The 24,358-nt window shown below is 73.6% G+C and carries 24 protein-coding genes and 4 pseudogenes; 23 read left to right on the top strand and 5 right to left on the bottom strand.

All coding sequences use genetic code 11. From position 1 onward, the window contains the following. The 7 genes and pseudogenes from MCAG_RS22100 to MCAG_RS22130 form a co-directional block, all read left to right on the top strand. A pseudogene (locus MCAG_RS22100) lies at positions 1 to 422 on the top strand (phosphotransferase); the annotation flags it as partial. Between the two features lie 183 nt (positions 423 to 605). Beyond that, a complete protein-coding gene (locus tag MCAG_RS22105; protein ID WP_007075202.1) occupies positions 606 to 2,015 on the top strand; it encodes an ammonium transporter in 1,410 nt (469 codons plus the stop codon). Between the two features lie 25 nt (positions 2,016 to 2,040). Then, on the top strand, positions 2,041 to 2,379 hold the full coding sequence (locus tag MCAG_RS22110) for a P-II family nitrogen regulator (RefSeq protein ID WP_176734061.1): 339 nt from the start codon (positions 2,041 to 2,043) through the stop codon (positions 2,377 to 2,379). 14 nt (positions 2,380 to 2,393) lie between these two features. Further along, positions 2,394 to 4,725 (top strand): annotated as a pseudogene (locus MCAG_RS22115) ([protein-PII] uridylyltransferase). A 251-nt stretch (positions 4,726 to 4,976) separates the two neighbouring features. Next, entirely contained in the window at positions 4,977 to 6,560 is a 1,584-nt protein-coding gene (gene ffh / locus MCAG_RS22120; protein ID WP_007075205.1) for a signal recognition particle protein, read from the top strand. 61 nt (positions 6,561 to 6,621) lie between these two features. Continuing rightward, positions 6,622 to 6,840: a hypothetical protein gene (locus tag MCAG_RS22125; protein WP_007075206.1), complete on the top strand. Its 219-nt coding sequence runs from the start codon at positions 6,622 to 6,624 to the stop codon at positions 6,838 to 6,840. Positions 6,841 to 6,850: 10 nt separating this feature from the next. Next, positions 6,851 to 7,930, top strand: a complete 1,080-nt coding sequence (locus MCAG_RS22130; RefSeq protein ID WP_007075207.1) for an amidohydrolase family protein — start codon at positions 6,851 to 6,853, stop codon at positions 7,928 to 7,930. Between the two features lie 68 nt (positions 7,931 to 7,998). Here MCAG_RS22130 and MCAG_RS22135 read toward each other — a convergent pair whose 3' ends face one another. Continuing rightward, on the bottom strand, positions 7,999 to 8,601 hold the full coding sequence (locus MCAG_RS22135) for a TetR family transcriptional regulator (RefSeq protein ID WP_007075208.1): 603 nt from the start codon (positions 8,599 to 8,601) through the stop codon (positions 7,999 to 8,001). A gap of 158 nt (positions 8,602 to 8,759) precedes the next feature. Between MCAG_RS22135 and proS the strand changes: the two genes are divergently transcribed. The 14 genes and pseudogenes from proS (at position 8,760) to MCAG_RS22205 (ending at position 18,728) form a co-directional block, all read left to right on the top strand. After that, positions 8,760 to 10,166 (top strand): proline--tRNA ligase, encoded by a 1,407-nt coding sequence (proS, locus tag MCAG_RS22140; RefSeq protein ID WP_007075209.1) that lies wholly within the window; start codon positions 8,760 to 8,762, stop codon positions 10,164 to 10,166. A 117-nt stretch (positions 10,167 to 10,283) separates the two neighbouring features. Further along, positions 10,284 to 10,931 carry a DUF402 domain-containing protein gene (locus MCAG_RS22145; protein WP_007075210.1) on the top strand — a complete coding sequence of 216 codons (648 nt, stop codon included), beginning with the start codon at positions 10,284 to 10,286 and terminating at the stop codon, positions 10,929 to 10,931. A 191-nt stretch (positions 10,932 to 11,122) separates the two neighbouring features. After that, the gene (locus MCAG_RS22150) at positions 11,123 to 11,359 is read left to right on the top strand and encodes a hypothetical protein (protein WP_232290247.1); all 237 of its coding nucleotides are present in this window, start codon (positions 11,123 to 11,125) and stop codon (positions 11,357 to 11,359) included. Between the two features lie 24 nt (positions 11,360 to 11,383). Next, positions 11,384 to 12,355: a hypothetical protein gene (locus MCAG_RS29835; RefSeq protein WP_050778036.1), complete on the top strand. Its 972-nt coding sequence runs from the start codon at positions 11,384 to 11,386 to the stop codon at positions 12,353 to 12,355. Positions 12,356 to 12,682: 327 nt separating this feature from the next. Next, complete coding sequence (rpsP, locus tag MCAG_RS22160; RefSeq protein ID WP_007075213.1) at positions 12,683 to 13,144, top strand: 30S ribosomal protein S16; 462 nt, start codon at positions 12,683 to 12,685, stop codon at positions 13,142 to 13,144. A 1-nt stretch (position 13,145) separates the two neighbouring features. After that, positions 13,146 to 13,379 (top strand): RNA-binding protein, encoded by a 234-nt coding sequence (locus MCAG_RS22165; RefSeq protein WP_036374728.1) that lies wholly within the window; start codon positions 13,146 to 13,148, stop codon positions 13,377 to 13,379. Next, the gene (gene rimM, locus MCAG_RS22170; RefSeq protein ID WP_007075215.1) at positions 13,379 to 13,936 is read left to right on the top strand and encodes a ribosome maturation factor RimM; all 558 of its coding nucleotides are present in this window, start codon (positions 13,379 to 13,381) and stop codon (positions 13,934 to 13,936) included. The genes MCAG_RS22165 and rimM overlap by 1 nt, the downstream gene beginning before the upstream one ends. Before the next feature lie 18 nt (positions 13,937 to 13,954). After that, a complete protein-coding gene (trmD, locus tag MCAG_RS22175) occupies positions 13,955 to 14,743 on the top strand; it encodes a tRNA (guanosine(37)-N1)-methyltransferase TrmD (RefSeq protein ID WP_007075216.1) in 789 nt (262 codons plus the stop codon). 140 nt (positions 14,744 to 14,883) lie between these two features. After that, on the top strand, positions 14,884 to 15,240 hold the full coding sequence (rplS, locus tag MCAG_RS22180; protein WP_007075217.1) for a 50S ribosomal protein L19: 357 nt from the start codon (positions 14,884 to 14,886) through the stop codon (positions 15,238 to 15,240). A gap of 192 nt (positions 15,241 to 15,432) precedes the next feature. Next, positions 15,433 to 16,304: pseudogene (lepB, locus tag MCAG_RS22185) on the top strand (signal peptidase I). 9 nt (positions 16,305 to 16,313) lie between these two features. Next, positions 16,314 to 16,949: a signal peptidase I gene (lepB, locus tag MCAG_RS22190; protein WP_007075219.1), complete on the top strand. Its 636-nt coding sequence runs from the start codon at positions 16,314 to 16,316 to the stop codon at positions 16,947 to 16,949. A 71-nt stretch (positions 16,950 to 17,020) separates the two neighbouring features. After that, positions 17,021 to 17,602, top strand: coding sequence for an NUDIX hydrolase (locus MCAG_RS22195; protein ID WP_083802452.1), 582 nt, complete (start codon positions 17,021 to 17,023; stop codon positions 17,600 to 17,602). Further along, positions 17,596 to 18,408, top strand: a complete 813-nt coding sequence (locus MCAG_RS22200) for a ribonuclease HII (protein WP_007075221.1) — start codon at positions 17,596 to 17,598, stop codon at positions 18,406 to 18,408. Before MCAG_RS22195 ends, MCAG_RS22200 begins: the two co-directional genes overlap by 7 nt. Continuing rightward, positions 18,405 to 18,728, top strand: coding sequence for a DUF2469 domain-containing protein (locus MCAG_RS22205; protein ID WP_007075222.1), 324 nt, complete (start codon positions 18,405 to 18,407; stop codon positions 18,726 to 18,728). Before MCAG_RS22200 ends, MCAG_RS22205 begins: the two co-directional genes overlap by 4 nt. A gap of 58 nt (positions 18,729 to 18,786) precedes the next feature. Here MCAG_RS22205 and MCAG_RS22210 read toward each other — a convergent pair whose 3' ends face one another. Then, positions 18,787 to 19,086, bottom strand: a complete 300-nt coding sequence (locus MCAG_RS22210) for a hypothetical protein (protein WP_036374732.1) — start codon at positions 19,084 to 19,086, stop codon at positions 18,787 to 18,789. 488 nt (positions 19,087 to 19,574) lie between these two features. Here MCAG_RS22210 and MCAG_RS22215 point away from each other — a divergent pair, with 488 nt between their 5' ends. Beyond that, positions 19,575 to 20,180, top strand: coding sequence for a murein hydrolase activator EnvC (locus MCAG_RS22215; RefSeq protein ID WP_007075223.1), 606 nt, complete (start codon positions 19,575 to 19,577; stop codon positions 20,178 to 20,180). Between the two features lie 189 nt (positions 20,181 to 20,369). On the opposite strand, the gene MCAG_RS22220 is transcribed toward MCAG_RS22215, so the two are convergent. Both MCAG_RS22220 and MCAG_RS22225 read right to left on the bottom strand, forming a co-directional pair. Further along, positions 20,370 to 21,551 (bottom strand): aminotransferase class V-fold PLP-dependent enzyme, encoded by a 1,182-nt coding sequence (locus MCAG_RS22220; RefSeq protein WP_036374735.1) that lies wholly within the window; start codon positions 21,549 to 21,551, stop codon positions 20,370 to 20,372. 154 nt (positions 21,552 to 21,705) lie between these two features. Further along, entirely contained in the window at positions 21,706 to 22,674 is a 969-nt protein-coding gene (locus MCAG_RS22225; protein WP_085986169.1) for a tyrosine-type recombinase/integrase, read from the bottom strand. A 583-nt stretch (positions 22,675 to 23,257) separates the two neighbouring features. Here MCAG_RS22225 and MCAG_RS22230 point away from each other — a divergent pair. Further along, a complete protein-coding gene (locus tag MCAG_RS22230) occupies positions 23,258 to 23,602 on the top strand; it encodes a hypothetical protein (protein ID WP_036374738.1) in 345 nt (114 codons plus the stop codon). Positions 23,603 to 23,669: 67 nt separating this feature from the next. Here MCAG_RS22230 and MCAG_RS22235 read toward each other — a convergent pair. Then, positions 23,670 to 24,358, bottom strand: a pseudogene (locus MCAG_RS22235) (DNA-processing protein DprA); the annotation flags it as partial.

Genomic DNA, 24,358 nt, shown 5'->3' on the forward strand with positions numbered 1-24,358 from the left:
CCACCACGACGCCGCCCCGCACAACGTGAATCTGGCGGCCGGACGGCACCCTCGGGCTGATCGACTTCGATCTCGCCTCGCCGGGCGCGCGGATCTACGACGTGGCGTACGCGGCGTGGACCTGGGTGCCGATCTTCGCCGACCGGGACTCGATCACCCTCGGTTGGAAGCACCCGAAAACGGCCGCGCCGGCTGCGAAAAATTCGCTAAAAGCGTACGGGCTGATCCCGCGCGACCGGCACCGGCTGGTCCGGACCATCCGCAAGCGCGTCGTCGACCACGTAGAGGGCATCCGCCGGATGGCCGCCGCAGGCGAGCCGGCGTTCGTCCGGATTGTGCACAAAGGTCACCTTCGGCGCCCGATGCGCGATCTGCGCCTGTTGGACTACGAACGACACGCCCTGGAGTACGCGCTGCGCTAAGCCCGCCCCGGCGTCGCCCGTGGTGAGGGTTTCTTCACATGTACGAAACACAGCGTCACAGGTTGGAAATCGAGCGGTGACCCTGAAGGAAACAGGAGGCGACCAAGCTTCCGCGCAACCGGCGTACGGGCGACGCTGCCCCGGAAGCCGCGAAGGAGGGAACTTCACCTTTAGGAGGCCAGCGTGCCTGAAGCACCGACGATCGACGGCGGCAATACCGTTTGGCTGCTGGTTTCGACCGCGCTCGTGCTGCTCATGACGCCCGGACTGGCGCTGTTCTACGGCGGGCTCAACCGGGCCAAGGGCGTGCTCAACATGATGATGATGAGCTTCTCCGCCATTGGGCTCATCTCTGTTCTGTGGTGGTTCTACGGTTTCAGCGTCGCCTTCGGGACCGACGTGAACGGCTTCTGGGGCGACCCCGGGGCGTACCTCGGCACCAAGACCTTCATGGCCGAGACCGACCTGTGGGGGGCCACCGCGGAGAACCCCAGCGGCATCGGGGTCCCGCTCTACGTGTTCATGGCGTTCCAGATGGTCTTCGCGGTGATCACCGTCGCGCTGATCAGCGGCGCGATCTCCGACCGGGCCAAGTTCGCCGGCTGGCTGGTGTTCGCCTTCGGGTGGGCCACGCTTGTCTACTTCCCGGTCGCGCACTGGGTGTGGGGCGGCGGCATCATCGGCGGTGACATCCACGCGCTGGACTTCGCCGGTGGCACCGCGGTGCACATCAACGCCGGTGCGGCGGCCCTCGCCGTGGCCCTGGTGCTCGGCAAGCGGCTCGGCTGGCCCCGCGAGGGCATGAAGCCGCACAACATCCCCCTGGTCGCGCTCGGCGCGGGCCTGCTCTGGTTCGGCTGGTTCGGGTTCAACGCCGGCTCGGAGCTGACCGTCGACTCGGTCGCCGGCCTCGCCTTCATCAACACCCAGCTCGCCACCGCCGCGGCGGTGCTCGGTTGGCTCGCGGTGGAGTGGATCAAGGACAAGAAGCCGACCATGGTCGGTGCGTCCTCCGGCGCGGTCGCCGGTCTGGTCGCCATCACCCCGGCCTGTGGCTTCATCGCCCCCTGGGCGTCGGTCCTGCTCGGCATCGTCGCCGGTGCGGTCTGCGCGCTCGCCGTCAGCCTGAAGTACAAGCTCGGCTACGACGACTCCCTCGACGTGGTCGGTGTGCACTTCGTCGGTGGCTGGATCGGCTCGCTCTGGCTCGGCCTGTTCGCCACCAACTCGGTCAACGCCGCGATCACCGACGTGGTCGGCGCCTCCGACGGCCTGTTCTACGGCGGCGGCGTCACCCAGCTCGGCCGCCAGGCCATCGCCGGCCTGATCGTGACCGTCTGGTCCTTCGGAATCGCCTGGCTGCTCGCCTTCGCGATCGAGAAGACGATCGGCTTCCGCCTCAAGCCCGAGGCCGAGGTCGAGGGCATCGACCTCGCCGAGCACGCCGAAAGCGGTTACGACCTCTCCCTGGCCGGTGGCAGCGGCGGCGGCAGCGCGTTCGCGCTCGCCGGGATCGGAACGCCGGCCGGTGCCGCCGGCACCAAGCCGGCGTCGGACGAGTCCGAGCCGGTCAGCGAGAAGGTCGCCGGTTAACGTTCCTGGGATGGAGGGGTTGGACATGAAGCTGGTGACCGCGGTCATCAAGCCGTACCAGCTGGACGCGGTGAAGGAGGCCCTGCACGCCCTCGGGGTGGCCGGGCTGACCGTCAGCGAGGTCCAAGGCTACGGCCGGCAGAAGGGGCACACCGAGGTCTACCGGGGTGCCGAGTACACCGTCGAGTTCCTGCCGAAGATCCGGGTGGAGGTGCTCACCGACGAGATCGACGTCGAGAAGATCGTCGACGCGATCGTCGGTGCCGCCCGGACCGGCAAGATCGGCGACGGCAAGGTGTGGGTGACCGGCGTCGAGGACGTCGTCCGGGTCCGCACCGGTGAACGCGGCCTGGACGCCCTCTAGGCCGGCTTGCGTAGATGACCTCGTTGATCAAGGGGAGCGCGTCGGACAGCGCCGGCGACGGTGACGCGTATCCCCTGGTCAACGAGGTCGTCGGCGCACCCGGGGGGATCGGGGAGGGCGCGCGGCGGGCGCGGGCCGCGGCGTTCGAGCGGTGGCTGACGCCCCTGCTGCCGGACCGGCCCGGGATCGCGCTGGTCGCCGTGGGTGGGCTCGGGCGGCGGCAGTGCGCCCCGTACGGGGACCTCGACCTGGTGCTCGTGCACGCCGGGGTGTCCGGCATGGACGAGCTCGCCTCCAAGCTGTGGTACCCGATCTGGGACGCCGGCCTGCGGCTGGACCACTCGGTGCGGACCCTGGCCGAGGCCCTGTCGGTGGCCCAGGACGACGTGAAGGTCGCCCTCGGCCTGCTCGACGCCCGGTACGTCGCCGGCGACCGGGAACTGGCCGACACCCTGGCCCGCACCGCCACCGACCACTGGCGGCGTACCGCCGTCCGCCAGCTTCCCGCGCTGCGAGAGATCACCGAGGCCCGCTGGCAGGCCCACGGCGAGCTGGCCTTCCTGCTGGAGGGCGACCTCAAGGAGGCCGCCGGCGGGCTGCGCGACGTGGGCATCCTGCGCGCGATCGCCGCCGCCGGCATCACCGACGCGCTGCGCCCCGCCGTCCGGGCCGCCCACCTGCGCCTGCTCGACACCCGCGACGCCCTGCACGAGCAGGTCGGCCGGCGCGTCGACCGGCTGGTCGCCCAGGAACGCGACGGCGTCGCCGCCCGGCTCGGCCTGCGGCAGTCGGCGGGCGACGTCGCCTCCGCGGCCGTGGCCGCCCACGACGGTGACGTGCTGCTGCGCCGGGTCGCCGGGGACGCCCGCACGGTCAGCCACGCCCTCGACGACGCCTGGCGGGCCGCCGACCGGCTGCGCTCCGGCCGCCGCCGGGGCGCCGACCCCCGCCCGGTACGCCGCCCGGTCGCCCGGGACGTCGTGGAGCACGACGGGGAGCTGGTGCTGGCCCGCACCGCCATCGGCGCGCGCCCCGACCCGAGCCTGTCCCTGCGGATGGCCGCCGCGGCGGCCACCACGCGGCTGCCGATCGCCCGCGCCACCTGTGAGTGGCTGGCGGCGTACTGTCCGCCGCTGTCGTCGCCCTGGCCGGCGGACGCCCGCACCGCCCTCATCACCCTGCTCGGCGCGGGTCCTGGCCTCGTCCCCGCCTGGGAAACCTGCGACCGGTACGGGCTGATCGACGGCTGGCTGCCCGAGTGGACCCGGATGCGCAGCCTGCCCCAGCACAACCCCGTGCACCGGTACACCCTCGACCGGCACCTGGTGCAGACGGCATACGAGGCCAGCCGGCACACCCGCGAGGTGGACCGGCCGGACCTGCTGCTGCTCGGGGCGTTCCTGCACGACATCGGCAAGGGGCTGCCCGCCGAGGGCGGCGCCGACCACAGCACCGTGGGCGCGCCGCTGGCCGAGGCGGTGGTGGCGCGGGTCGGCCTGCCCGAGCCGGAGGTGGCGCTCATCGGCACGCTGGTCCGGCTGCACCTGCTCCTGCCCGACGTGGCCACCCGCCGTGATTTGTCCGACCCGGTGACCATCGCCCGGGTCGCCGAGCAGGTCGGCGACAGCACCACCCTGGACCTGCTGCACGCCCTGGTCCGCGCCGACGCGGCGGCCACCGGCCCGGCCGCCTGGTCGGACTGGAAGGGCCGCCTCGTCGCCGAACTCGTCGCCCGGGTCCGCACCGCGCTGGACACCGGCGTGCTGCCCGCGCCGCCCGCGCCCGACCCGGCGCTGCTCGCCCGGGCCGCTGCCGGTCGTACACCTGACCGGGGACCGGGTGGCGGTGGCCGCGGCGGACCGGCGCGGCCTGCTCGCGACGGTGGCCGGCTGCCTGGCCCTGCACCGGCTGGAGGTGCTCTCCGCCGACGCCTCCACCGTCGACGGCCGGGCGCTGGTCGAGTGCCGGGTGCAGCCCCGGTACGGCCTGCCGCCCGACCCGATCGCGCTCGGCGGTGACCTGCGCCGCGCGGTCGCCGGGGATGTCTCGGTCACCCAGCGGCTGCGGGGGCGGGCCCTGGCCGCGCGCGGCTCCGGCGCGGCGCCCCGGGTGGTCTGGCACCGGGACGCGGCCACCGACGCGGTGCTGCTGGAGCTGCGCGCCGCCGACGCGGCCGGCCTGCTGTACCGGGTTACCTGCGCCCTCGACGAGGCTGGCGCCCAGGTCCGCGCGGCCCGGATCTCCACCCTCGGCGGGGACGTGGTGGACGCGTTCTACCTGGTCGGCGGCTGGCCGCCGGACGACGAGCGGGCCCGCCTGGAGGCCACCGTCCTCGCCGCCGTGTAGGGAAGGGCCCTTGGTGACGCTTCTGGTAGAGCAGGGGCCCCCTGCAACAGCGCGCCCGTGGGCCCGCAGCCGAGGCGGGGCCGGCCGACGCCGGTCAAGCGTGGGCGGGGAGCGTGGGCGGGGCCCGGGCCGGCGCGGGAGCGCGGGCGGGCCGGAGCGCGGGTGCGGGCGGCGGGCTACCCTAGCCATGGCCGGACACCTGCGCCCGGCCGCGTTGTGCCCGCCGGAACACTGACAAACGGGATGTTCGCGTGTTTGACACCTTGAGTGACCGCCTCTCCGGGATCTTCACCAAGCTCCGCGGCAAGGGCCGGCTCACGGACGCCGACATCGACGCCACGGCGCGCGAGATCCGCCTGGCGCTGCTGGAGGCCGACGTCGCCCTGCCGGTGGTCAAGGGCTTCATCGCGAACGTCAAGGAGCGGGCGCGCGGCGCGGAGGTCTCCCAGGCGCTGAACCCGGCGCAGCAGATCGTCAAGATCGTCAACGAGGAGCTGATCAACGTCCTCGGCGGCGAGGGGCGACGGCTGCAGTTCGCCAAGCAGCCGCCGACGGTGATCATGCTCGCCGGCCTACAGGGCTCCGGCAAGACGACCCTGGCCGGCAAGCTGGCCCGCTGGCTCAAGGCCCAGGGCCACCAGCCGCTGCTGGTCGCCGCCGACCTCCAGCGCCCCAACGCCGTCGGGCAGCTCCAGGTGCTCGGCGGCCGGGCCGGCGTCGAGGTGTACGCCCCGGAGCCCGGCAACGGCACCGGCGACCCCGTCCAGGTGGCCCGGGCCTCGATCGAGCACGCGAAGCGGGCCGCCCGGGACATCGTCATCGTCGACACCGCCGGCCGGCTCGGCATCGACGCCGAGATGATGCGGCAGGCCGCCGACATCCGCGACGCGGTGAACCCCGACGAGGTCATCTTCGTCATCGACGCGATGGTCGGTCAGGACGCCGTGCGCACCGCCGAGGCGTTCCGCGACGGCGTCGGCATCACCGGCGTGGTGCTGTCGAAGCTCGACGGCGACGCCCGGGGCGGCGCCGCGCTGTCGGTCCGCGAGGTGACCGGGCAGCCGATCCTCTTCGCCTCCACCGGCGAGAAGCTGGAGGACTTCGACGTCTTCCACCCCGACCGGATGGCCAGCCGGATCCTCGGCATGGGCGATGTCCTCACTCTGATCGAGCAGGCCGAGGCGGCCTTCGACACCGATCAGAAGGAGAAGATGACCGCCAAGCTGATGGGCGGCGAGCAGTTCACCCTGGAGGACTTCCTCGACCAGCTCATCGCGGTGCGCCGGATGGGCCCGATCGCCAACGTGCTGGCCATGATGCCCGGCATGGGGCAGATGAAGGACCAGCTTGCCGAGCTGGACGACAAGCACTTCGACCGGGTCACCGCGATCATCCGGTCGATGACCCCGGCCGAGCGCACCAACCCGAAGATCATCAACGGGTCGCGCCGGGCCCGCATCGCCGGCGGCTCGGGCGTCACCGTGATGGACGTCAACCAGCTGCTCAACCGCTTCGCCGACGCGCAGAAGATGATGAAGCAGATGGGCGGCATGATGGGCCTGCCCGGCGGCGGCCGGCGCAAGGCGACCAAGTCGCCGAAGAACAAGCGCAAGGGCACGAAGGGCGGGCAGCGTCCGCGCGGGGGTGCGCAGAGCGGCGTCGGCGCGCGGGGCGCTGTCGGGGGGATGCCGGGCGGGTTCCCGGGCGGCATGCCGCAGCTCCCGCCGGGCCTGGACCCGAACGACCTGGCCGGCGGCCAGGGTCTGCCGCCCGGCTTCAAGCTCCCGAAGATCGACTTCAACAAGTTCGGCAAGGACGACAAGCGTCCCCGCTGACGCGTGTCGGGGCGACGGCGTCGGTGCTCAGGGTGGTCGTCGCCCCCTGGAGGGAGGTGTCGTGACCGCAGCGCCCATCCTGCCCGAACGGCACGAGTGGACGGTCGACGACCTCGGCGACCTGCCGAAGGACCTTCCGTACGAACTGATCAACGGAAGGTTGACCGTGCCGTCGCCGACTGCCGTGCAGCAGGACTTCTGTGTCCGTCCGCTACTTGCCCCCGAAGTCGGCCACCCGCCGGGACGGCCCGCTCGCCACGGACGGCGAGCGATCGGGTAGGACTGTGCGCATGGCTCTGCATGTGCGGGGTGTGCTCCTGCCGGACGACGAGGTCCAGGACCTGTGGCTGGTCGGCGACCGGGTGACCTTCGAACCGGTGCCCGGCGCGAAGACGATCGTCGACGGGGGCTTCGTGCTCCCCGGGCTGACCGACGCCCACTGCCACCTCGGCATCGCCCGGGGCGGTGCTCCGATCACCTCCCTCGACCAGGCCCGCGTGGCGGCCCGGGTGGACACCGAGGCCGGGGTCCTCGCGATCCGGGACGCGGGCTCGCCGTACCCGTACCCCGAACTCGACGACGACCCGGAGCTGCCGCGACTGGCCCGCGCGGGCCGGCACGTCGCCCCGCCGCGCCGCTACCTGCGCGGCATCGGGATCGAGGTCGACGCCGCGCAGGTGGCCGCCACCGTCGCCGCGCAGGCCGCCGCCGGCAACGGCTGGGTCAAGCTGGTCGGCGACTGGATCGACCGGGACGCCGGCGACCTCGCGCCCGCCTGGGACGCCGACACGATGACCGCCGCCGTCGCCGCCGCGCACGCCGCCGGGGTCCGGGCGGCGGTGCACACCTTCTCCGAGTCCGCCGTCGAGATCATGGTGCGGGCCGGGGTGGACTCCGTCGAGCACGGCACCGGGCTGAGTCTCGACCTGATCGACCTGATGGCCCGGCAGGGCACCGCCCTGGTCCCCACGATGATCAATATCCGGACCTTCGGCGGGATCGCCGAGCAGGCCCGCGCGAAGTTTCCCGGGTACGCCAACCACATGCTCGCCCTGCGCGACCGCTTCCCCGACGTGGTCCGGGCGGCGTACGAGGCGGGGGTGCCGATCTACGTCGGCACGGACGCCGGCGGCGGCATCGACCACGGGCTGGCCGCCGAGGAGATGCTGCTGCTGCACGAGCGGGCCGGCATGGCGGCGGTGGACGTTCTCGCCGCCGCCTCCTGGCGGGCCCGGGAGTGGCTCGGCTTCCCCGGCCTGGTCGAGGGCGGCCTGGCGGACCTCACGGTCTACCCCACCGACCCGCGCCGCGACCTGCGCGTGGTCCGCACCCCGTCCCGCATCGTCCTGCGCGGCCGGGTCGTCACCTGATCCCACGGCCCGACGGCCGCCGGGCCACGCTCCGCGCCACCCGACGGGCGGCGCACCCGAGGGCCGGGTCAGGAGTGCGGGACGGCGGCGGCCGTGAAGAGCCGGAGAGCCAGCGTGGCCAGCGCGTCGGCGGTCTGCTCGACTGGGGATCGGGGCAGCACGATGTGGCTGACCACCAGCCGGACGATGGTGTCGGCGGCGAAGGCCAGGGCGGCCGGGTCAGCGGCGGGCAGGTGGCCGCCGGCCCACTCCAGCAGCGCGCCGGTCGACTCGGTGAGCACCAGTCCGGCCCGGGTCGTCAGGTACGGCAGCAGCTCGTCCGACCCGCCCCGGGCGCTGGTCAGGATCGCCTTGATCAGCGGGTTGTCGGCCGCCGCCGCGAGGGTGTGCGCGATCGCCGCGTACGCCGCCGCCCGCAGGTCGTCGCCGTGCTCGTCGAGGCGGGCCCGCACGTCGGTGACGAACCGGTTCACCTCGCGCTGGGCCAGCGCCTCGGCCAGCCCCGCCTTGGTGCCGAACTCGTTGTAGACGGTCTGCCGGCTCACCCCGGCCGCCGCGGCCACCCCGCCCATCCGCACGCCGTCCCAGCCCCCGGCGATCGTCTGCCTCCGGGCGGCGTCGACGATGCTGTCCCGCAGCCGCTGCCGGGCGGCGTCCCTCACTTCACCCATGGTGGTCGAAGTCTACGGCCGGGCGTCACCCCGCCGGGACGGCGCGTGGGCGCGAGCGCGGGCGCTACAGCCAGAGCGCGGGGGCGCGGGCACGGTGGCGTGGGCGCGAGTGCGCCCGATGACGGCGTCGCACGGCGGGGCGCATAGGATGTGTGGTCATGGCGCGCGTGCTCACTCCCCGTGCGGAGGACTTTCCCCGCTGGTACCAGGACCTGATCGCCAAGGCGAAGCTGGCCGACAACGGCCCGGTCCGGGGGACCATGGTCATCCGGCCGGCCGGCTACGCCATCTGGGAGCGGATGCAGGCCGAGATGGACGCCCGGATCAAGGCGGCCGGCGCGGAGAACGCGTACTTCCCGTTGTTCATCCCGGAGAGCTACCTCAAGCGCGAGGCCGAGCACGTCGAGGGCTTCTCGCCGGAGCTGGCGGTGGTCACCCACGGCGGCGGCAAGCAGCTCGCCGAGCCGGTGGTGGTGCGCCCCACCAGCGAGACGGTGATCGGCGAGTTCATGGCCAAGTGGATCGACTCGTACCGGGACCTGCCGCTGCTGCTCAACCAGTGGGCGAACGTGGTCCGCTGGGAGCTGCGCCCGCGCATCTTCCTGCGGACCAGCGAGTTCCTCTGGCAGGAGGGGCACACCGCCCACGCCACGAGCTCCGACGCCCGCGCGTACGCCCGCAGGATCCTGCACGAGGCGTACGAGGACCTGATGGTCAACGTGCTCGGTATCCCGGTCGTGGTGGGCCTCAAGACCGTCCGGGAGCGCTTCGCCGGGGCCACCGCCACGTACACGTGCGAGGGCATGATGGGCGACGGCAAGGCCCTCCAGCTCGGCACCAGCCACGAGCTGGGGCAGAACTTCGCCAAGGCGTTCGACATCAGCTACTCCTCGGCCGAGGGCGGCCGGGAGCATGCCTGGACGACCTCCTGGGGCACCTCGACCCGGATGCTCGGCGGCCTGATCATGGCCCACGGCGACGACAACGGCCTGCGGGTCCCGCCGCGGCTGGCGCCCGTGCAGGCGTACGTCATGGTGGTCAAGGCCGGCGACGGCGTGGGCGAGGCGGCGGCCAAGCTGTGCGACGCGCTGCGCGACGCCGGCGTGCGGGTCGCGCTCGACGACCGCACCGACACCCCGTTCGGCCGCCGGGCCGTCGACGCCGAGCTGCGCGGCTATCCGGTACGCGTCGAGGTCGGCCCCCGCGACTTGGCCGCCGGCAACGCGGTCGTGGTCCGGCGTACGGACGGCTCGAAGTCCCCGACCCCGGTCGCCGACGTGGTAGGCGCGGTGCTGGCCGCCCTGGAGACCGACCAGCGGGCCCTGCACGACCAGGCCCTGGCCCACCGCGAGTCCCGCACCGTGCAGGTCGCCACGCTCGCCGAGGCGATCGAGGCGGCGGCCACCGGCTGGGCCCGCGTGCCGTGGTCGGCGGTCGGGGTGGCCGGCGAGGCCGAGGCGAACGGCCAGGGCGTGACGGTGCGCTGTCTGCTGCGCGCCGACGGCTCGGTCCCGGACTCCGAGGACGAGCCGGACCTGGTCGCCATCCTGGCCCGCGCCTACTGAGAGTGCAAGGAAGGGCCCCCTGTTAACGCTTTCGGTATAGGAAGGGCCCCTTTTTAGCGCCGCAGTGGCCGTGCGCGGCTCCGCAGCCGACACGGCGTCGACCCTCGGGGAGGGCGGATGTACTTCGAGCCTGGCCGTTTGATCATGCACCGCAACGTCCGGCACGGCCGGATCGGCTGGGTCCGGGCGGGGCGGGTGGTCAGCGACGACGAGCGCGGCCTGCTGGTCTACATCGCCCGCAACTCGCCCGGGGCCCACGAGGTGACCGAGGCCGGGCTCACCATGCGGGCGGTGCCGTTCACCGAGTGGATCACGTCGTCGTACCGGCTGGCCCTGGGCCGGTGGGACGGGCCGGCGCTGCTGAAGTTCCTGCCCGTGGGCGAGGCCCACTCCGTCTGGTGGTTCTCCGACGCCGACGGCCGGTTCAGCCACTGGTACGTCAACCTTGAGGAACCCGGTGTGCGCTGGGACGACGGCGACGTGGCCGGGGTGGACATCGTCGACCAGGACCTCGACGTGGTGATCCGACCGGACCGAAGCTGGCAGTGGAAGGACGAGGAGGAGTTCGCCGAGCGGCTGGCCTTCCCCGCCGACTACTGGGTGACCGACGAGGCCGCGGTCCGGGCCGAGGGGAAGCGGGTGATCGCCCGGGCCGAGGCCGGCGAGTTCCCGTTCGACGGCACCTGGTGCGACTTCGTCCCGCCGCCCGGGTGGGACGTGCCCGAGGCGCTGCCACCGGGCTGGGACCGCCCGCCCGCCCGCTGACCGGGCCTCCGCCCGTTCGTCACCTTCCGTGTCGAGGCTCTGACAGTTGCTGGTGAAGGTGCAGCTCAGCCGCGTACCGTCGGGTCAGGTCACCTTCGCTTGGAGGCCGCCATGGCCGACCGGCTCGATATCCGCACTCCGGGCGCCGCGTGTCGCCGACGCCGTGCGGCCGGCTCCCGGCGGTGGTCGCGGTGACCGGGGCCGGATCGCTCGACGCGGCCCGGCGGGTGCTCGCGGCGCGGCGGGCCGACATCGTCCGGCGGTACTCCGCCTCGGGCGCCGGGATCGGCCGACCCGATCCGACCGGCCCCTACGTCATCACCGTCTACGTCACCGATCCGGCCCTGGTGCCCGGCGGGCCGGAGCGCGTCGACGGGGTCCACCTGCACTTCGTGCTGACCGGGCCGTTCCGCGCCGGCCCGCGCTGAGTGCCACCAGCCAGGAGGCGGATCATGACCGACCCGACCGACGTCAAAGCCCGCGCGCTGCACTGGTCGGCCCGCCGGGGGCCGCTGGCCGGGCTGCTCGCCGACCGCAACGTCACCGGCCTGGCCTACGGCCGCCGCGCGGTGGCCGGCCGCCGCACCGAGGAGCCGGCGGTCGTCGTGTACGTGGTGCGCAAGGTGCCGGCGGGGTTCCTGCCGCAGAGCCGGCTGCTGCCCCGCCGGCTCGCCGTCGGCGGCGACTCGGTCGAGGTCGACGTGGTGGAGACCGGCCCGTTCTTCGCGCAGGCGTTCACCAGCCGGGAGCGCCCGGTGCCCGTCGGGGTGAGCGTCGGGCACGTCGACGTCACCGCCGGCACGCTCGGCTCGCTGGTCACCGACAACACTGACGGCGCGTGGTGCCTGCTGAGCAACAACCACGTGCTGGCGAACGTCGACGCCGGCCGGGTCGGCGACGCGATCGTGCAGCCCGGCCCGTACGACGGGGGAGTGGCCCCGGCCGACACGATCGGCACCCTGCGGCGGTTCGTGCCGCTGGAGGCGGCCGGCAACACCGTCGACGGCGCGATCGCCCAGGTGCTCTCCCGCGACGACGTGGTGGACCGGGTGAAGGCCGACCTCGTCCCGGTCGCCACCGCCGAGCATCCGGCGGTCGGCCTGCTCTTCGCCGGCTCCTGCAACCGGACGCTGCTGAACCCGATCGACGAGGTGCTGCGCCGGCTCGACGTGACGCTGCCCGGAGGCCCCGGGGTCACGGCCGGGGTGGACCTCGGCAGCCATGTGGAGAAGGTCGGACGCACCACCGAGTACACCACCGCCACCGTGCTGGAGATCGACGTCACGGTGCGCGTCGACTACGGCCCGGGCCACGGCGTGCTCGGCTTCGACGGGCAGATCGCCACGGCATACCTCTCCGAGGGCGGGGACTCGGGATCGCTGGTCTGCCTGGGCGGCGCCGGTGGCGCGGAGGACCACTGCTGACCCCGCCGCCGGCCGCCGACTGCCCACCGCCGCCCGGACCGCCCGCCCGCCGCCACCGCCCGCCGCCGGCCGGCAAAAACCGCATTAAATGGTACGAAGTGCGCGTTAGGCTGGCGGGGTTGGGCGATCCGGCCGGCCGATGTGAGGAATCCGGGCTCGATCTGGCAGAATGGTCCGCTGGTATCCGGCGCGCGTCCGGCGCCCTCTACCCCGGGCGCGTCGCCAGTCCACCGAGTAGTCTCCGGCCCAACCCCACTGTGCCGGTCGGCGCTCACCCGTGCACCGCCCGGACCGGGCCGGTGAGATCGCAACAGGAGCGAAACAACTGTGGCCGTAAAGATCCGGCTCCTGCGGATGGGCAAGATCCGCAACCCGCAGTACCGCATCGTCATCGCCGACTCGCGCTCCAAGCGTGACGGTCGCGCGATCGAGTTCGTCGGTGTGTACCAGCCGAAGGAAGACCCTTCGGTGATCGAGGTCAAGTCGGAGCGGGTCCAGTACTGGCTGTCCGTCGGCGCGCAGCCGAGCGAAGCCGTGCAGCGCCTGCTGGAGCTGACCGGTGACTGGCAGAAGTTCAAGGGCCTGCCGGCGCCGCCGCCGCTGAAGGTCGCCGCCGAGCGGGCCGACCGCAGGGCGGCGTACGAGGCCGAGGCGAAGGCCGCCGCCGGCCTGGCCGACGCCCCGGCGAAGCCGGCCAAGAAGGCCGCCAAGGCCGAGGCCGAGGCGCCGAAGGTCGAGGCGCCGAAGGCCGAGGAGCAGCCCGCCGCGGGCGCTGGCGAGCAGGCCTGACATGGCCCTGCGTCCGGCGCTTGAGCACCTGGTCAAGGGCATCGTCGACCACCCGGACGACGTCCGGGTCCGGCTGGTCGACAACCGTCGGGGCAAGCGGCTGGAAGTCCGCGTGCACCCGGAGGACCTCGGCACGGTGATCGGGCGGTCCGGCCGGACCGCCAAGGCGTTGCGCCAGGTGATCGGTTCCATCGGCGGGCGCGGCGTGCGCGTCGACATCGTCGACTCGTACTGATGCGGCTCATCGTCGGCAGGATCGGCAAGCCGCACGGCATCCGCGGTGAGGTCACCGTCGAGGTGCGCACCGACGAGCCCGAGGCACGCTTCGCGCCCGGCTCGGTACTCGCTACCGAGCCGGGCGCGGTGCCGCCGGCCAATCCCGCTTCCGGCCCCGGTGTGCCATTCCGGGTCCCGGCCGAGCTGACCGTGGAGTCCGCCCGCTGGCACCAGGGGCGGCTACTGGTCGTCTTCGACGGAATCCTGGAGCGGGACGTCGCCGAGGCGCTGCGCGGCACCCTGCTCGGGGTGGACAGCGCCGACGTGGCCCCGCCGGAGGACCCGGAGGAGTTCCACGATCACCAGCTCGTCGGGCTGGCCGTGGTCACCCCGGCCGGCGAGCACCTCGGCGAGGTGGTCAAGATCGACCACGCGCCCGCGTCCGACCTGCTGGTGCTGCGCCGCCCCGAGGGGCGCACCGCGCTGATCCCGTTCGTCAAGGCGATCGTCCCCGAGGTCGACCTCGCCGGCGGGCGCATCGTCGTGGACCCGCCCAGCGGTCTGCTCGACCTCTAGGTCCTGGAGCACCTGCGCATGCGCGTCGACGTCGTGTCGATCTTCCCTGAGTACCTCGCCCCGCTCGACCTGTCGTTGATCGGCAAGGCCCGGGCCAACGGGACGCTGCGGCTGGCCGTGCACGACCTGCGGGGCTGGACCCACGACGTGCACCGCACCGTCGACGACACGCCGTACGGCGGCGGGCCCGGCATGGTGATGCGGCCCGAACCGTGGGGCGAGGCGCTCGATGCCCTCGCCCCGGCCGAACTGGCCCCGGACTGCGTCACGCTGCCCCGATTGCTGGTGCCGTCCCCGGCCGGTGAGCCGTTCACCCAGGCCATGGCGCACGAGCTTGCCGCCGAGTCGCACCTGGTCTTCGCCTGTGGTCGGTACGAGGGCATCGACCAGCGGGTGCTCGACCACGCCGCGACCCGGATGCGGGTGACCGAGGTCTCGCTCGGCGACTACGTGCTCTTCGGCGGCGAGGTGGCCGTGCTGGTGATCCTGGAGGCGGTCACCCGGCTGCTGCCCGGGGTGCTCGGCAACGCCGGCTCGCTGGACGAGGAGTCGCACGCCCACGGGCTGCTGGAGGCGCCGATGTACACCAAGCCGGCGACCTGGCGCGGCCACGAGGTGCCGGAGGTGCTCCGCTCCGGCGACCACGGCCGGATCGCCCGCTGGCGGCGCGACGAGGCGCTGGTGCGTACCGCCACCCGCCGGCCCGACCTGCTCGCCGCGCTCGACCCGGCGAGCCTGGACAAGCGGGACAGGTCGGCCCTGGACCGGGCCGGATTTCCGCCGCCTGCGGGGGATGTGGCAAAGTAGGGAGGTTGCCGCATCCGCCTGCGCCGTGGGCAGATGCGAGGATCCTCGACCGGGGCCGCCCGCGGTCACCACCCGGGGATCAGAATCACCCATTCGCGCACCGACTGACGGTGCGCCGTGAGCCTCACGAGGACGCAGCGATGAACATCCTGGACGCCCTTGACGCCCAGTCGAAGCGGGTCGACATCCCCGAATTCCGCGCCGGTGACACCGTCAAGGTGCACGCGCGGGTTGTCGAGGGCAACCGGTCCCGGGTCCAGATCTTCCAGGGCGTCGTCATCCGCCGCCAGGGCGACGGCCTGCGCGAGACCTTCTCGGTCCGCAAGGTCAGCTTCGGCGTGGGTGTCGAGCGGACCTACCCGGTGAACAGCCCGGCGATCGACCGGATCGAGATCGTGACCCGGGGTGCCGTGCGTCGCGCCAAGCTCTACTACCTGCGCGAGCTGCGGGGCAAGAAGGCCAAGATCAAGGAGCGCCGCGAGAAGCAGCCGAGCTGACTTCCCGCTCGCCACGCCGCCTGAGCTGCGCGGATGTCGTAAGAGCCGACCCCGGTTACGCTGGTCGTACGGGCGCAGGCGGGCATCGATGCGTGCGGCGTCAGCCGCGGTCGCGGATCGTCCCACTACCGCCCGTGGGGCCTCGACGAGGCTCCCGGGCGGTAGTGGCGTTCCTGTGAACCGGGGAGTGGCATGGTGCGGACGCTTGACGAGGGCAGCGCGGTCGATCCGTGGCGCCGGCGGGACCGGCGTGCCCGCCGGCAGATGCCGCTGTGGCAGGAGTTGCCGCTGCTGCTGATCGTGGCCTTCTGCCTGGCGGTGCTGATCCGCACCTTCCTGCTCCAGGCGTTCTTCATCCCCTCCGGCTCCATGGAGGACACGCTGCTCATCGGCGACCGGGTGCTGGTCAACAAGGTCGTCTACGACGTACGGGACCCGCAGCGCGGCGAGGTGGTGGTCTTCCGGGGAACCGACAAGTGGGTCGCCCAGGAGGTCCAGGAGCCCGAGCCCGGGATCGTCGGCAAGTTCGGCCGCACCATCGGTGACCTGGTCGGGGTGAGCCGCCCCGGCGAGAAGGACTTCATCAAGCGGGTGATCGGCCTACCCGGGGACCGGGTGCGCTGCTGCGACGCGCAGGGCCGGGTCACCGTCAACGACGTACCGCTCGACGAGCCGTACGTTGTCCGGGACTCGCCGCTGGACCTGCCGCCGAACCCCCGCGAGTGCCGGTCGCGACGCTTCGACGAGGTGGTGGTCCCGCCCGGCCAGATCTTCGTGATGGGCGACCACCGGCTCGTCTCCCAGGACGCCCGCTGCCAGGGGCCGGTGCCGATCGACAACGTCGTCGGCCGGGCGTTCGCGGTGGTCTGGCCGTCCTCGCGGTGGGCGTCGCTGCCGGTGCCGCAGACCTTCGCCACGGTCACCAGGCCCGCCACGACGGCCGGGGAGTCACCGGCCCCGGTGCGGCCCACCGGCACTGGCGGTGTGCTGCTGCTCGTCCCCGTCTCGGCTGCGCTGTCCGTTCTCGCGCGTTCCAGACGGCCGGCCCGCTTCCGGCGACGTAGGCTCCACCCGTGATTGACGAGCAGACCGACAAAAAGAGCGGCTCCTTCTGGAAGGAGCTGCCCATCCTCCTGGGCGTGGCGATCCTGGTCGCGGTGCTGGTACGGGCCTTCGTGCTGCAGACCTTCTACATCCCGTCACCGTCCATGGAGAACACCCTCGAAATCAACGATCGGGTGCTGGTCAACAAGCTGGTGTACGACTTCCGGTCGCCGCACCGTGGCGAGGTGGTGGTGTTCAAGGCGCCCACCGAGTGGAGCGGCAACCCCGACGGCGAGGACTTCATCAAGCGGGTGATCGGTGTCGGCGGCGACCACGTGGTCTGCTGCGACCCGCAGGAGCGGCTGGTGATCAATGGCAAGCCGATCGACGAGCCGTACATCTTCTCCGCGAACGGCCAGCATGACAAGGCGGCCGACCAGGAGTTCGACATCACCGTGCCGCAGGGGCGGCTGTGGGTGATGGGCGACCACCGCTCGGCGTCCGGCGACTCGCTGGAACACTGGCAGCAGTCCGGGCAGAACATCGACAGCGCCACCATCCCCGAGGACCAGGTGGTCGGGCGCGCGTTCACCGTCTTCTGGCCCGTGGACCGGGCCACGTGGCTCACCGTGCCGAAGTCGTTCGACGGCGTCCCGAACCCCTGATCCGCCCGCCAGACCCCAGCGGCTCCCGGGTGGGCATGGGCGTCGGGGGCCGCGTCTGGCAGGCTGGGACGGTGACGGTCTATACCCCCCGGCGCGCGGCGCGCGTGCTGCTTGTCGACGCCGCCGACCGGGTGCTGCTCCTCGTTGGTCACGATCCGGCGCGGCCCGACCACCAGTACTGGTTCACCCCCGGCGGCGGGCTGGAGCCGGGGGAGTCCCCGGCGGCCGGTGCCGCCCGGGAGTTGGCCGAGGAGACGGGCCTGCTGCTGACCCCGGCCGAGTTGGGCGAGCCCGTGTCGTGGGAGCGGGTCCGGTTCCCGTTCGACGGCGTCCACTACGAGCAGGATCAGCAGTTCTTCCTGGTCCGGGTGGCCGAGTGGGAGGTGGACACCGCGGGCTTCGACGACGTCGAGCGGGGCTGCATCACCGGGCACCGCTGGTGGCCGCTCGACGAACTGGCCAGCACTGCCGAGCGTTACTACCCGGCCGACCTGCCGGCGCTGCTGCGGCGGGTGCTGGCCGCGCCCCCCGAGGTGCCGGCCCCACCGGCCCGGGCGACCGACCCCGCCGGGTCCGTGTCCACCGCCGAGGCCGCATCCGGCCCCGCCGGGTCCGCCGGGGTCGGGTCCACCGCCGGGGGTACGCCGTGCTGACCCCGCCGCGCACGGTGGTGCGCCGCGAGGCCGGGCTGTACGCGCTGGAGCGTGCCCTGCAACGCCGTGGCTTCCGGCACGTGGCCGGTGCCGACGAGGCCGGGCGGGGCGCCTGCGCCGGCCCGCTCGTCGCCGCCGCGGCGGTGCTGCCCGAGGGGCGGCGCGGCGAGATCGACGGGCTGGCCGACTCCAAGCTGCTCACCCCCGCCAGCCGGGAGCGCGTCTACGACCAGGTGGTCGCCAGCGCTCTCGCGTACGCGGTGGTGGTGATCCCGGCCGACGAGGTCGACGCCCGGGGCCTGCACGTGTGCAACCTCGCCGCGATGCGCCGGGCGCTGGCCTCGCTGACCACCCGCCCGGACTACGTGCTGACCGACGGCTTCGGCGTCGACGGCCTGGACGTGCCGGGGCTGGCGGTGTGGAAGGGCGACCGGGTGGCGGCCTGCGTCGCGGCGGCCAGCGTGCTCGCCAAGGTCACCCGGGACCGCATCATGGTCGAGCTGGACGCGTCGTTCCCCGGCTACGGCTTCGCCGAGCACAAGGGCTACATCACGGCGGAGCACACCGCGGCCCTGCGGGAGCACGGCCCGTGCCTGGAGCATCGATTTTCGTACGTCAACGTGGCCACCGTCTCGGGCCTGGACGGGCGGCCACCCAGATCCCGCCGACCGGTGGGTGCGAGGCCGGTCGAGCCGATGGAGCGCTTCGGCGCGTCAAGGGGTACCGTCGGCGTGGCGTTGGGCGAGCAGCCCCGACCTCCCGCGCCGGTGGGGGAAGATGTGGTCATGGAAGGCGGAGTGCGATGAGCGCGGAAGATCTCGAGAAGTACGAGACCGAGATGGAACTCCAGCTCTACCGGGAGTACCGCGACATTGTCCGCCAGTTCTCGTACGTGGTGGAGACAGAACGACGCTTCTACCTGGCCAACCAGGTGGACCTGCACGTGCGCAACTCCGACGGCGAGGTCTACTTCGAGGTCGAGATGCACGACGCCTGGGTGTGGGACATGTACCGTCCGGCCCGGTTCGTCAAGAACGTCCGGGTGATGACGTTCAAGGACGTCAACGTCGAGGAACTGGAGAAGCCCGACATCTCCCTGCCGGCCGACTCCGGATTCGGCGGCTGACGGCCCCTTCCCGCTGACCCGTTCTCGGGCCGTCTCCACAGCCCCGCCTCCCACCGGCTCATTCCGCCGGCACCATGACCTCGACCCGCTGCACCATGTCGTTGACGAAGCCACCCCGGTTCCACGGCTGCTCGACCGGCTGGCTCCGCCCGACGTGTCGTCGCCCGTGCCCAGCACGTGCCGCCCGGCACCGCCACCCACTCGAAGCGCCACCGCCGTCATGCCCCCGTTCCGCCGGCCGGCGGGTCCAGCGCCGCCGGCGTCCAGTCGCGCCGCTCTCGGTGGTCACCTCCACCGACACCACCGGTTCGTGCCCGGACCAGGCCCGCCCGTGACTGACATCGTCCACATTGGTCATTGATTCTCCGTGGCCGTCGAGGTGCTCGCCGGTCGTCGGGTTTCCGGCGCACCGGGCGGGTTGCCGGCCGAGGTGCCGTCGGCGCACCCGGCCAGGATCGGGCGGGTGCCAGGCATAGCAGATCATCGGGCCGGGCGGGCGTTTTCCACAGTGCGGCCGGCTGTCCACAGGCGCGCGGTGAGCGGTGGCGCGTGTCGCGGGATTCCGGCACGCTGCCGGGCATGCGGACGAGGCACGAACCGGGCGGTCCTGGCCCGGGCAGGAGCGCAGGCACGGGTGGCGTCGGTCCGGGCGCGGCTGGTGCTTCCGGTTCAGGCGGTGGCGGCGTCGGGTCCGGCGTGGTTGCTGGCACCGGCTCTGGCGGTGGCGGCGCCTGCTCCGGCGTGGCTGGCGTGGCTGGTGTCGGTTCCGGCGGCGGCGGGGCACGGGGCGGCGGCTGGGCCCGGGGCGGGTCGGCCCGCCGGCGGCCCTGGGCAGCCCCGGTGGCGATGGCCGGCGCTACCCTCTGCGCGATCGCCCTCGCCGCTGGCTCCGAGCCCACCTCGCTCGCTGCCACCGCTTTCGCTGCGGGCGCTGTCGTCCCGGCGGGGCAGCTCCGTGCGACGGCTCACCCGGCGGCCGGCCCCGTGCCGGGCGTCGCGCCGGTGGCTTCCGTCGGGGTCGAACCGGCGACAGCCGCCGTGCCGGTCCGGTTCCGGTGGCCCCTCGACGGCGTGCCGCGACCGGCCCGGCGCTTCGAGCCGCCCCCGCAACCGTGGCTGCCCGGCCACCGGGGCGTCGATCTCATCGCCGAGCCGGGGGCGGTGGTGCGTGCCGCCGGGTCGGGGGTGGTGCTCTTCGCCGGGCAGGTTGCCGGCCGTCCCGTGGTCACCGTCGGGCACACCGCCGGGCTGCGGACCACCTACGAGCCGGTGCTGCCCGGCGTCCGCGCCGGTGACCAGGTGGCCCTGGGCGTCCCGCTTGGCCAGCTGCGACCCGGGCACGTGGGCTGTCCCGGCGGGACCTGCCTGCACTGGGGGCTGCGTCGCGGCGAGGAGTACCTGGACCCGCTTGCCCTGCTCGGCCTTGGCCCCGTTCGGCTCCTGCCACCCTGACCGGCGTCCACGTCGGCCGGGGGCACGGGGCGGCGCGCCGGTCTGGCGGAGCGCGATGGCGGCGCGCCGGTCTGGCAGAGCGCGATGGCGGCGACATGGCGGTATCCAGGCGCTGCGATGCCCCCTGCCGCCGCTGTGGTGACCGGTGACCGGTGAACCGCCGCGACCGGCCCCGGCCTTGGCCGCCCGTCAGCACTGAGCGAGCAGCGCCGGCAGCCGCGCGGCGAGGCGCTCGTACTCGTGCGGCGCGTTGTAGACCTGGCCGCACAGCCGCAGCCAGCCGCGGTCGTCCCAGGTCATCACCGCCACCTCCGCCGACAACTCCTCCGCGATCCGGTTCCGCAGCGCACGGGCGGCGTCGATGGTGGTGGCGAGCCCGGCGGGCAGCGGGACGATCCGCATGGCCACCGTCGGCCCGCCGGGCTCCGGCAGGTCGGCCGGCGCGACCCCCAGCGCGTCCCCCAGCACTCGCTGCCCGTACGAGGCCAGCGCGGCGTTGTGCGCGCGTACCCGCTCGACTCCGAGACTGCGCAGGGTCCAGACGCCGGCGGGCGCCGCGAGCCACGGGGTGTAGTCCAGGGTGGCCTGCCACTCGACGTTGCCTGGGAAGCCGGCCGCCTGCTCCCAGGAAACCACCAGCGGCTCGATCCGGTCCCGCCACGGCGGCGTCACCACCAGCACGGCGGTGCCGCGCGGGGCGTATCCCCACTTGTGCAGGTTGCCCACCCAGAAGTCCGCGCCGACGCTCGCGACGGGGGTCGCCAGCATGCCCGGCGCGTGGGCGGCGTCGACGAGCACCGGCACCCCGTTAGCGTGCGCCGTCCCGACGATCGCCGTGACCGGGAACAGGCGGGCGGTGGCGGAGGTGAGCTGGTCGACGACGAGCAGCTTGGTTCGGCCGGGGCGCAGTCCGGCGCGGATGATCTCGACGACCTGCTCGTCGGTCGCGGTCAACGGCACCGGCAGGATGCGCCGGGTCGCCCCGGTGCGCCGGCACTCCCGGTCGATGGAGAAGCCGACCGCGCCGTAACCGTGATCGGTGGTGAGCACCTCGTCGCCGGGGCGCAGACCGAGCGATTGGAGCACCACGGCGACGCCGGTGGTGGCGTTGCCGATCAGCGCGGTGCCATCCGGGTCGGCACCGAGGAAGGCGGCCAGGTGCCGGCGGGTGTGGGTGATCCGGTCCACCAGGCTCAGCCCGAAGAAGCGCAGCGGGTTCGCCTCCATCTCGTCGCGCAGCCGCTGCTGGGCGCGCTGCACGTTGACCGGCACCGCGCCGAACGAGCCGTGGTTGAGGTGGCTCACGGCCGGGTCCAGCGAGAAGAGCAGCCGGGCGCCGGGAATGGGCTCGGGGGGCGGCGGCGCGCTCATTCCATGATCGTAGCCCGACATCGATCGCCGGCGACCCGCGACGACGACCGGGTCGTAACGGGTTGGTGGCCCCCTCCCGTCAGCCGGGCCGACGACGGCGAGGAAGAGCTGGCGCTGGCGCGGGGGCCCGCAGCTCCCTCGCCGGGCGCGGTACTCAGGCGCGCGGGTGCGCCTGCCGGTACGCGGCCCGCAGTCGCTCAACCGACACGTGGGTGTAGATCTGCGTGCTCGCCAGCGACGAGTGACCCAGCAACTCCTGCACCGCCCGCAGGTCCGCGCCGCCCTCCAGCAGATGGGTGGCGGCCGAGTGGCGCAGCCCGTGCGGGGTGGTCCGGGGCAGGCCGGCGGCCTCGGCGTACCCGGCGACGATCCGTCGTGCCATCGTCGGGTGCAGCCGCCCGCCCCGCGCCCCGAGCAGCAGTGCGCCCCCGGAACCCGGACCGGTCAGGACGGGCCGCCCGGCCTGCAGCCAATCGTCGAGGGCGCGCTGCGCCGGCACCCCGTACGGCACGGATCGCTCCCGGGAGCCCTTGCCGAGCACCCGGACTACGCGGCGGCTGTGGTCCACGTCGGCGGTGTCCAGGCCACATGCCTCGCTGACCCGTACGCCGGTGGCGTAGAGCAGTTCGAGCAGAAGGCGGTCCCGCAGTGCCAGGGCCTGCGCCACCTCCCGCTCCCCGCCCCCGCCAGGGGAGATCTTGACAGGATTCGGCCCCTCCAGGGGCCCGTCGCTCCCAAGACCCGCTGGGGACGTCGTGGCCCGCATCAGGGTGGCTGCCTGGTCGGCGCGGAGCACGGTCGGCAGGTCCCGGTGGGCGCGGGGGCTCGCCAGCGGGGCGGCCACGTCGGTGGGGACCAGCCCGGCGCGGTGGGCCCAGGCGCTGAAGGCGCGCGCCGCTGCGGCCCGGCGGGCCATCGTGGTACGGGCGGCTCCGGTCGTGCGCTGTTTCGCCAGCCAGCTACGCACCATGCCCAGGTCTAGGTCGGCCACTGCGGTACAGCCCATCCGGGCGGCGTGGTCGAGCAGGGAGACCAGGTCGCCGACGTACGCACGCACGGTGTGCGCCGAGCGGTTGCGAACCCGGGCCAGGTGGTCGGCGAAGTCGTCCACCGCCTCGCGCATCGACGCCGGCAGGGCCGCGTGCGTCGCTTTGGTGTCGGTGCCGGCGCGGCTCAACGGGGGCCGCCCCGCGTACCCAACCCAGCCACCCGCCGCCGCGCCCGTCCGTAGCCTCGCACCGGCCCAGCCTACGAGCGCGCACCGGCCCAGCCTACGAGCGCACGGCCGCCGGGCCGGTCGCGGCCGCACATGCGGCGGCGAGCCCGGGCCGGCACGTCGTGCGTGCCGCGCGGACGGCCACCCGGCTGGGCGGTGCGGGCGGGCGCGCCGGTGCAGTGCCGGCGGCTCGACGGCGTCGCTCGGCGCTGCGGTGTCGCTCGGCGCTGCGGTGCCGCCGGGCTGGGGCCGTGCGGCTCGGGCTGGTCCGTGCGGCTCGGGCTGGTCCGTGCGGCTCGGGCTGGGCGGGTCGGGTTGGCGAGTTTTCGGGCAGGGCGGTGTGACCCGGTGCTGGCCGGGTGGCGGGCGGCGGGTGGAGACTGGGCCTGTCACGTCGCCGGTGCCAGCGTTGCCACCAGGCCGCACCCAGCCCCGCCCGGATCGCCGTTCGGCCGCCGGGACGGACGGCCCAGAAAGGACGGGACCGAGCATGGGTCTGGACGTCGTCCTCTATCGGCTGCTGCACTCCGGCTCCGGCCGGCGTCGCTCGTCGTCGTACACCACCGTCCAGGTGGTTGCCGACCCGCACGACGTGTTGGTGGGCCTGCTCCAGCGGGTGCGTGGCGGTGGGCGTACCCCGTTGCTGGACCGCCTCGACCCGGGCGGCGAGTTGGTGGTGGCGGTCGAGCAGGTGCCCGGGTTGCTTGCCGAGCTGCGCTGGCTCGGCGAGCTGACGGTGAGCCCGGCGGAGGCGGAACAGGTGCGCCGGCTGGTGGCCCTGGCCCGGCGCTGCCTACGCGACCATGACGTGGCACTCCGCTTCGAGGGCGACTGACCCGACCGGCGGCGGCCCGGGTCGCGGGACTCCCCGGTCCCGCCGTGGCCGCCCGGTCACGACGGCCCGGCCGCTGCACCTCGGGCGGAGCCGGTGACCAGCGCGTATCCGTCGTCGCGGCGGCGCACCAAGCCCAGCTCCTCCAGCAGGGAGAGCTTGCGCAGGGCGGTCCGGACGTCCACGCCGGCGCGGGCGGCCAGCCGGTCGACACCGACGGACCCTCGACGGGGCATCGACTCCAGCACCTGTGTCGCCTCGTCGTCGAGCAGGTCCCGGGGACGCTGCGGGGCGCGCGCGGGCGGGGCGAGATCGGCGCCGATCCGCCCGACCTCCTCCAGCACGTGCGCCACGCCGGTGACCAGCCGAACGGACGGCTGCTCACGCAGCAGCTCGTGGGCACCGACAGACATGGCGGAGGTGACCGGCCCTGGCACCACCATGGCACGCCGGCCGGCGGCGAGGGCCCGGTTCACGGTCTGCGTGGCGCCGCTGCGCGCCGACGCCTCCACCAGCACCGTGCCCCGGGTCGCCGCCGCGATCACCCGGTTGCGGACGAGGAACCGGGGGCGGAACGGCTCCGCCCCGGGCATCCACTCGCTGACCAGCAAACCGGTCTCGGCGATGCGGTCGAACAGTGCGGCGTTGCCCATCGGGTACGGCCGGTCGATCCCGCAGGCGAGCACCGCCACCGTCAGCCCACCGGCGTTGAGCGCGCCCCGGTGCGCCGCCGCGTCGATGCCGAACGCGCCCCCGGAA

The sequence above is a fragment of the Micromonospora sp. ATCC 39149 genome (genome assembly GCF_000158815.1).
Lineage (GTDB): Bacteria > Actinomycetota > Actinomycetes > Mycobacteriales > Micromonosporaceae > Micromonospora.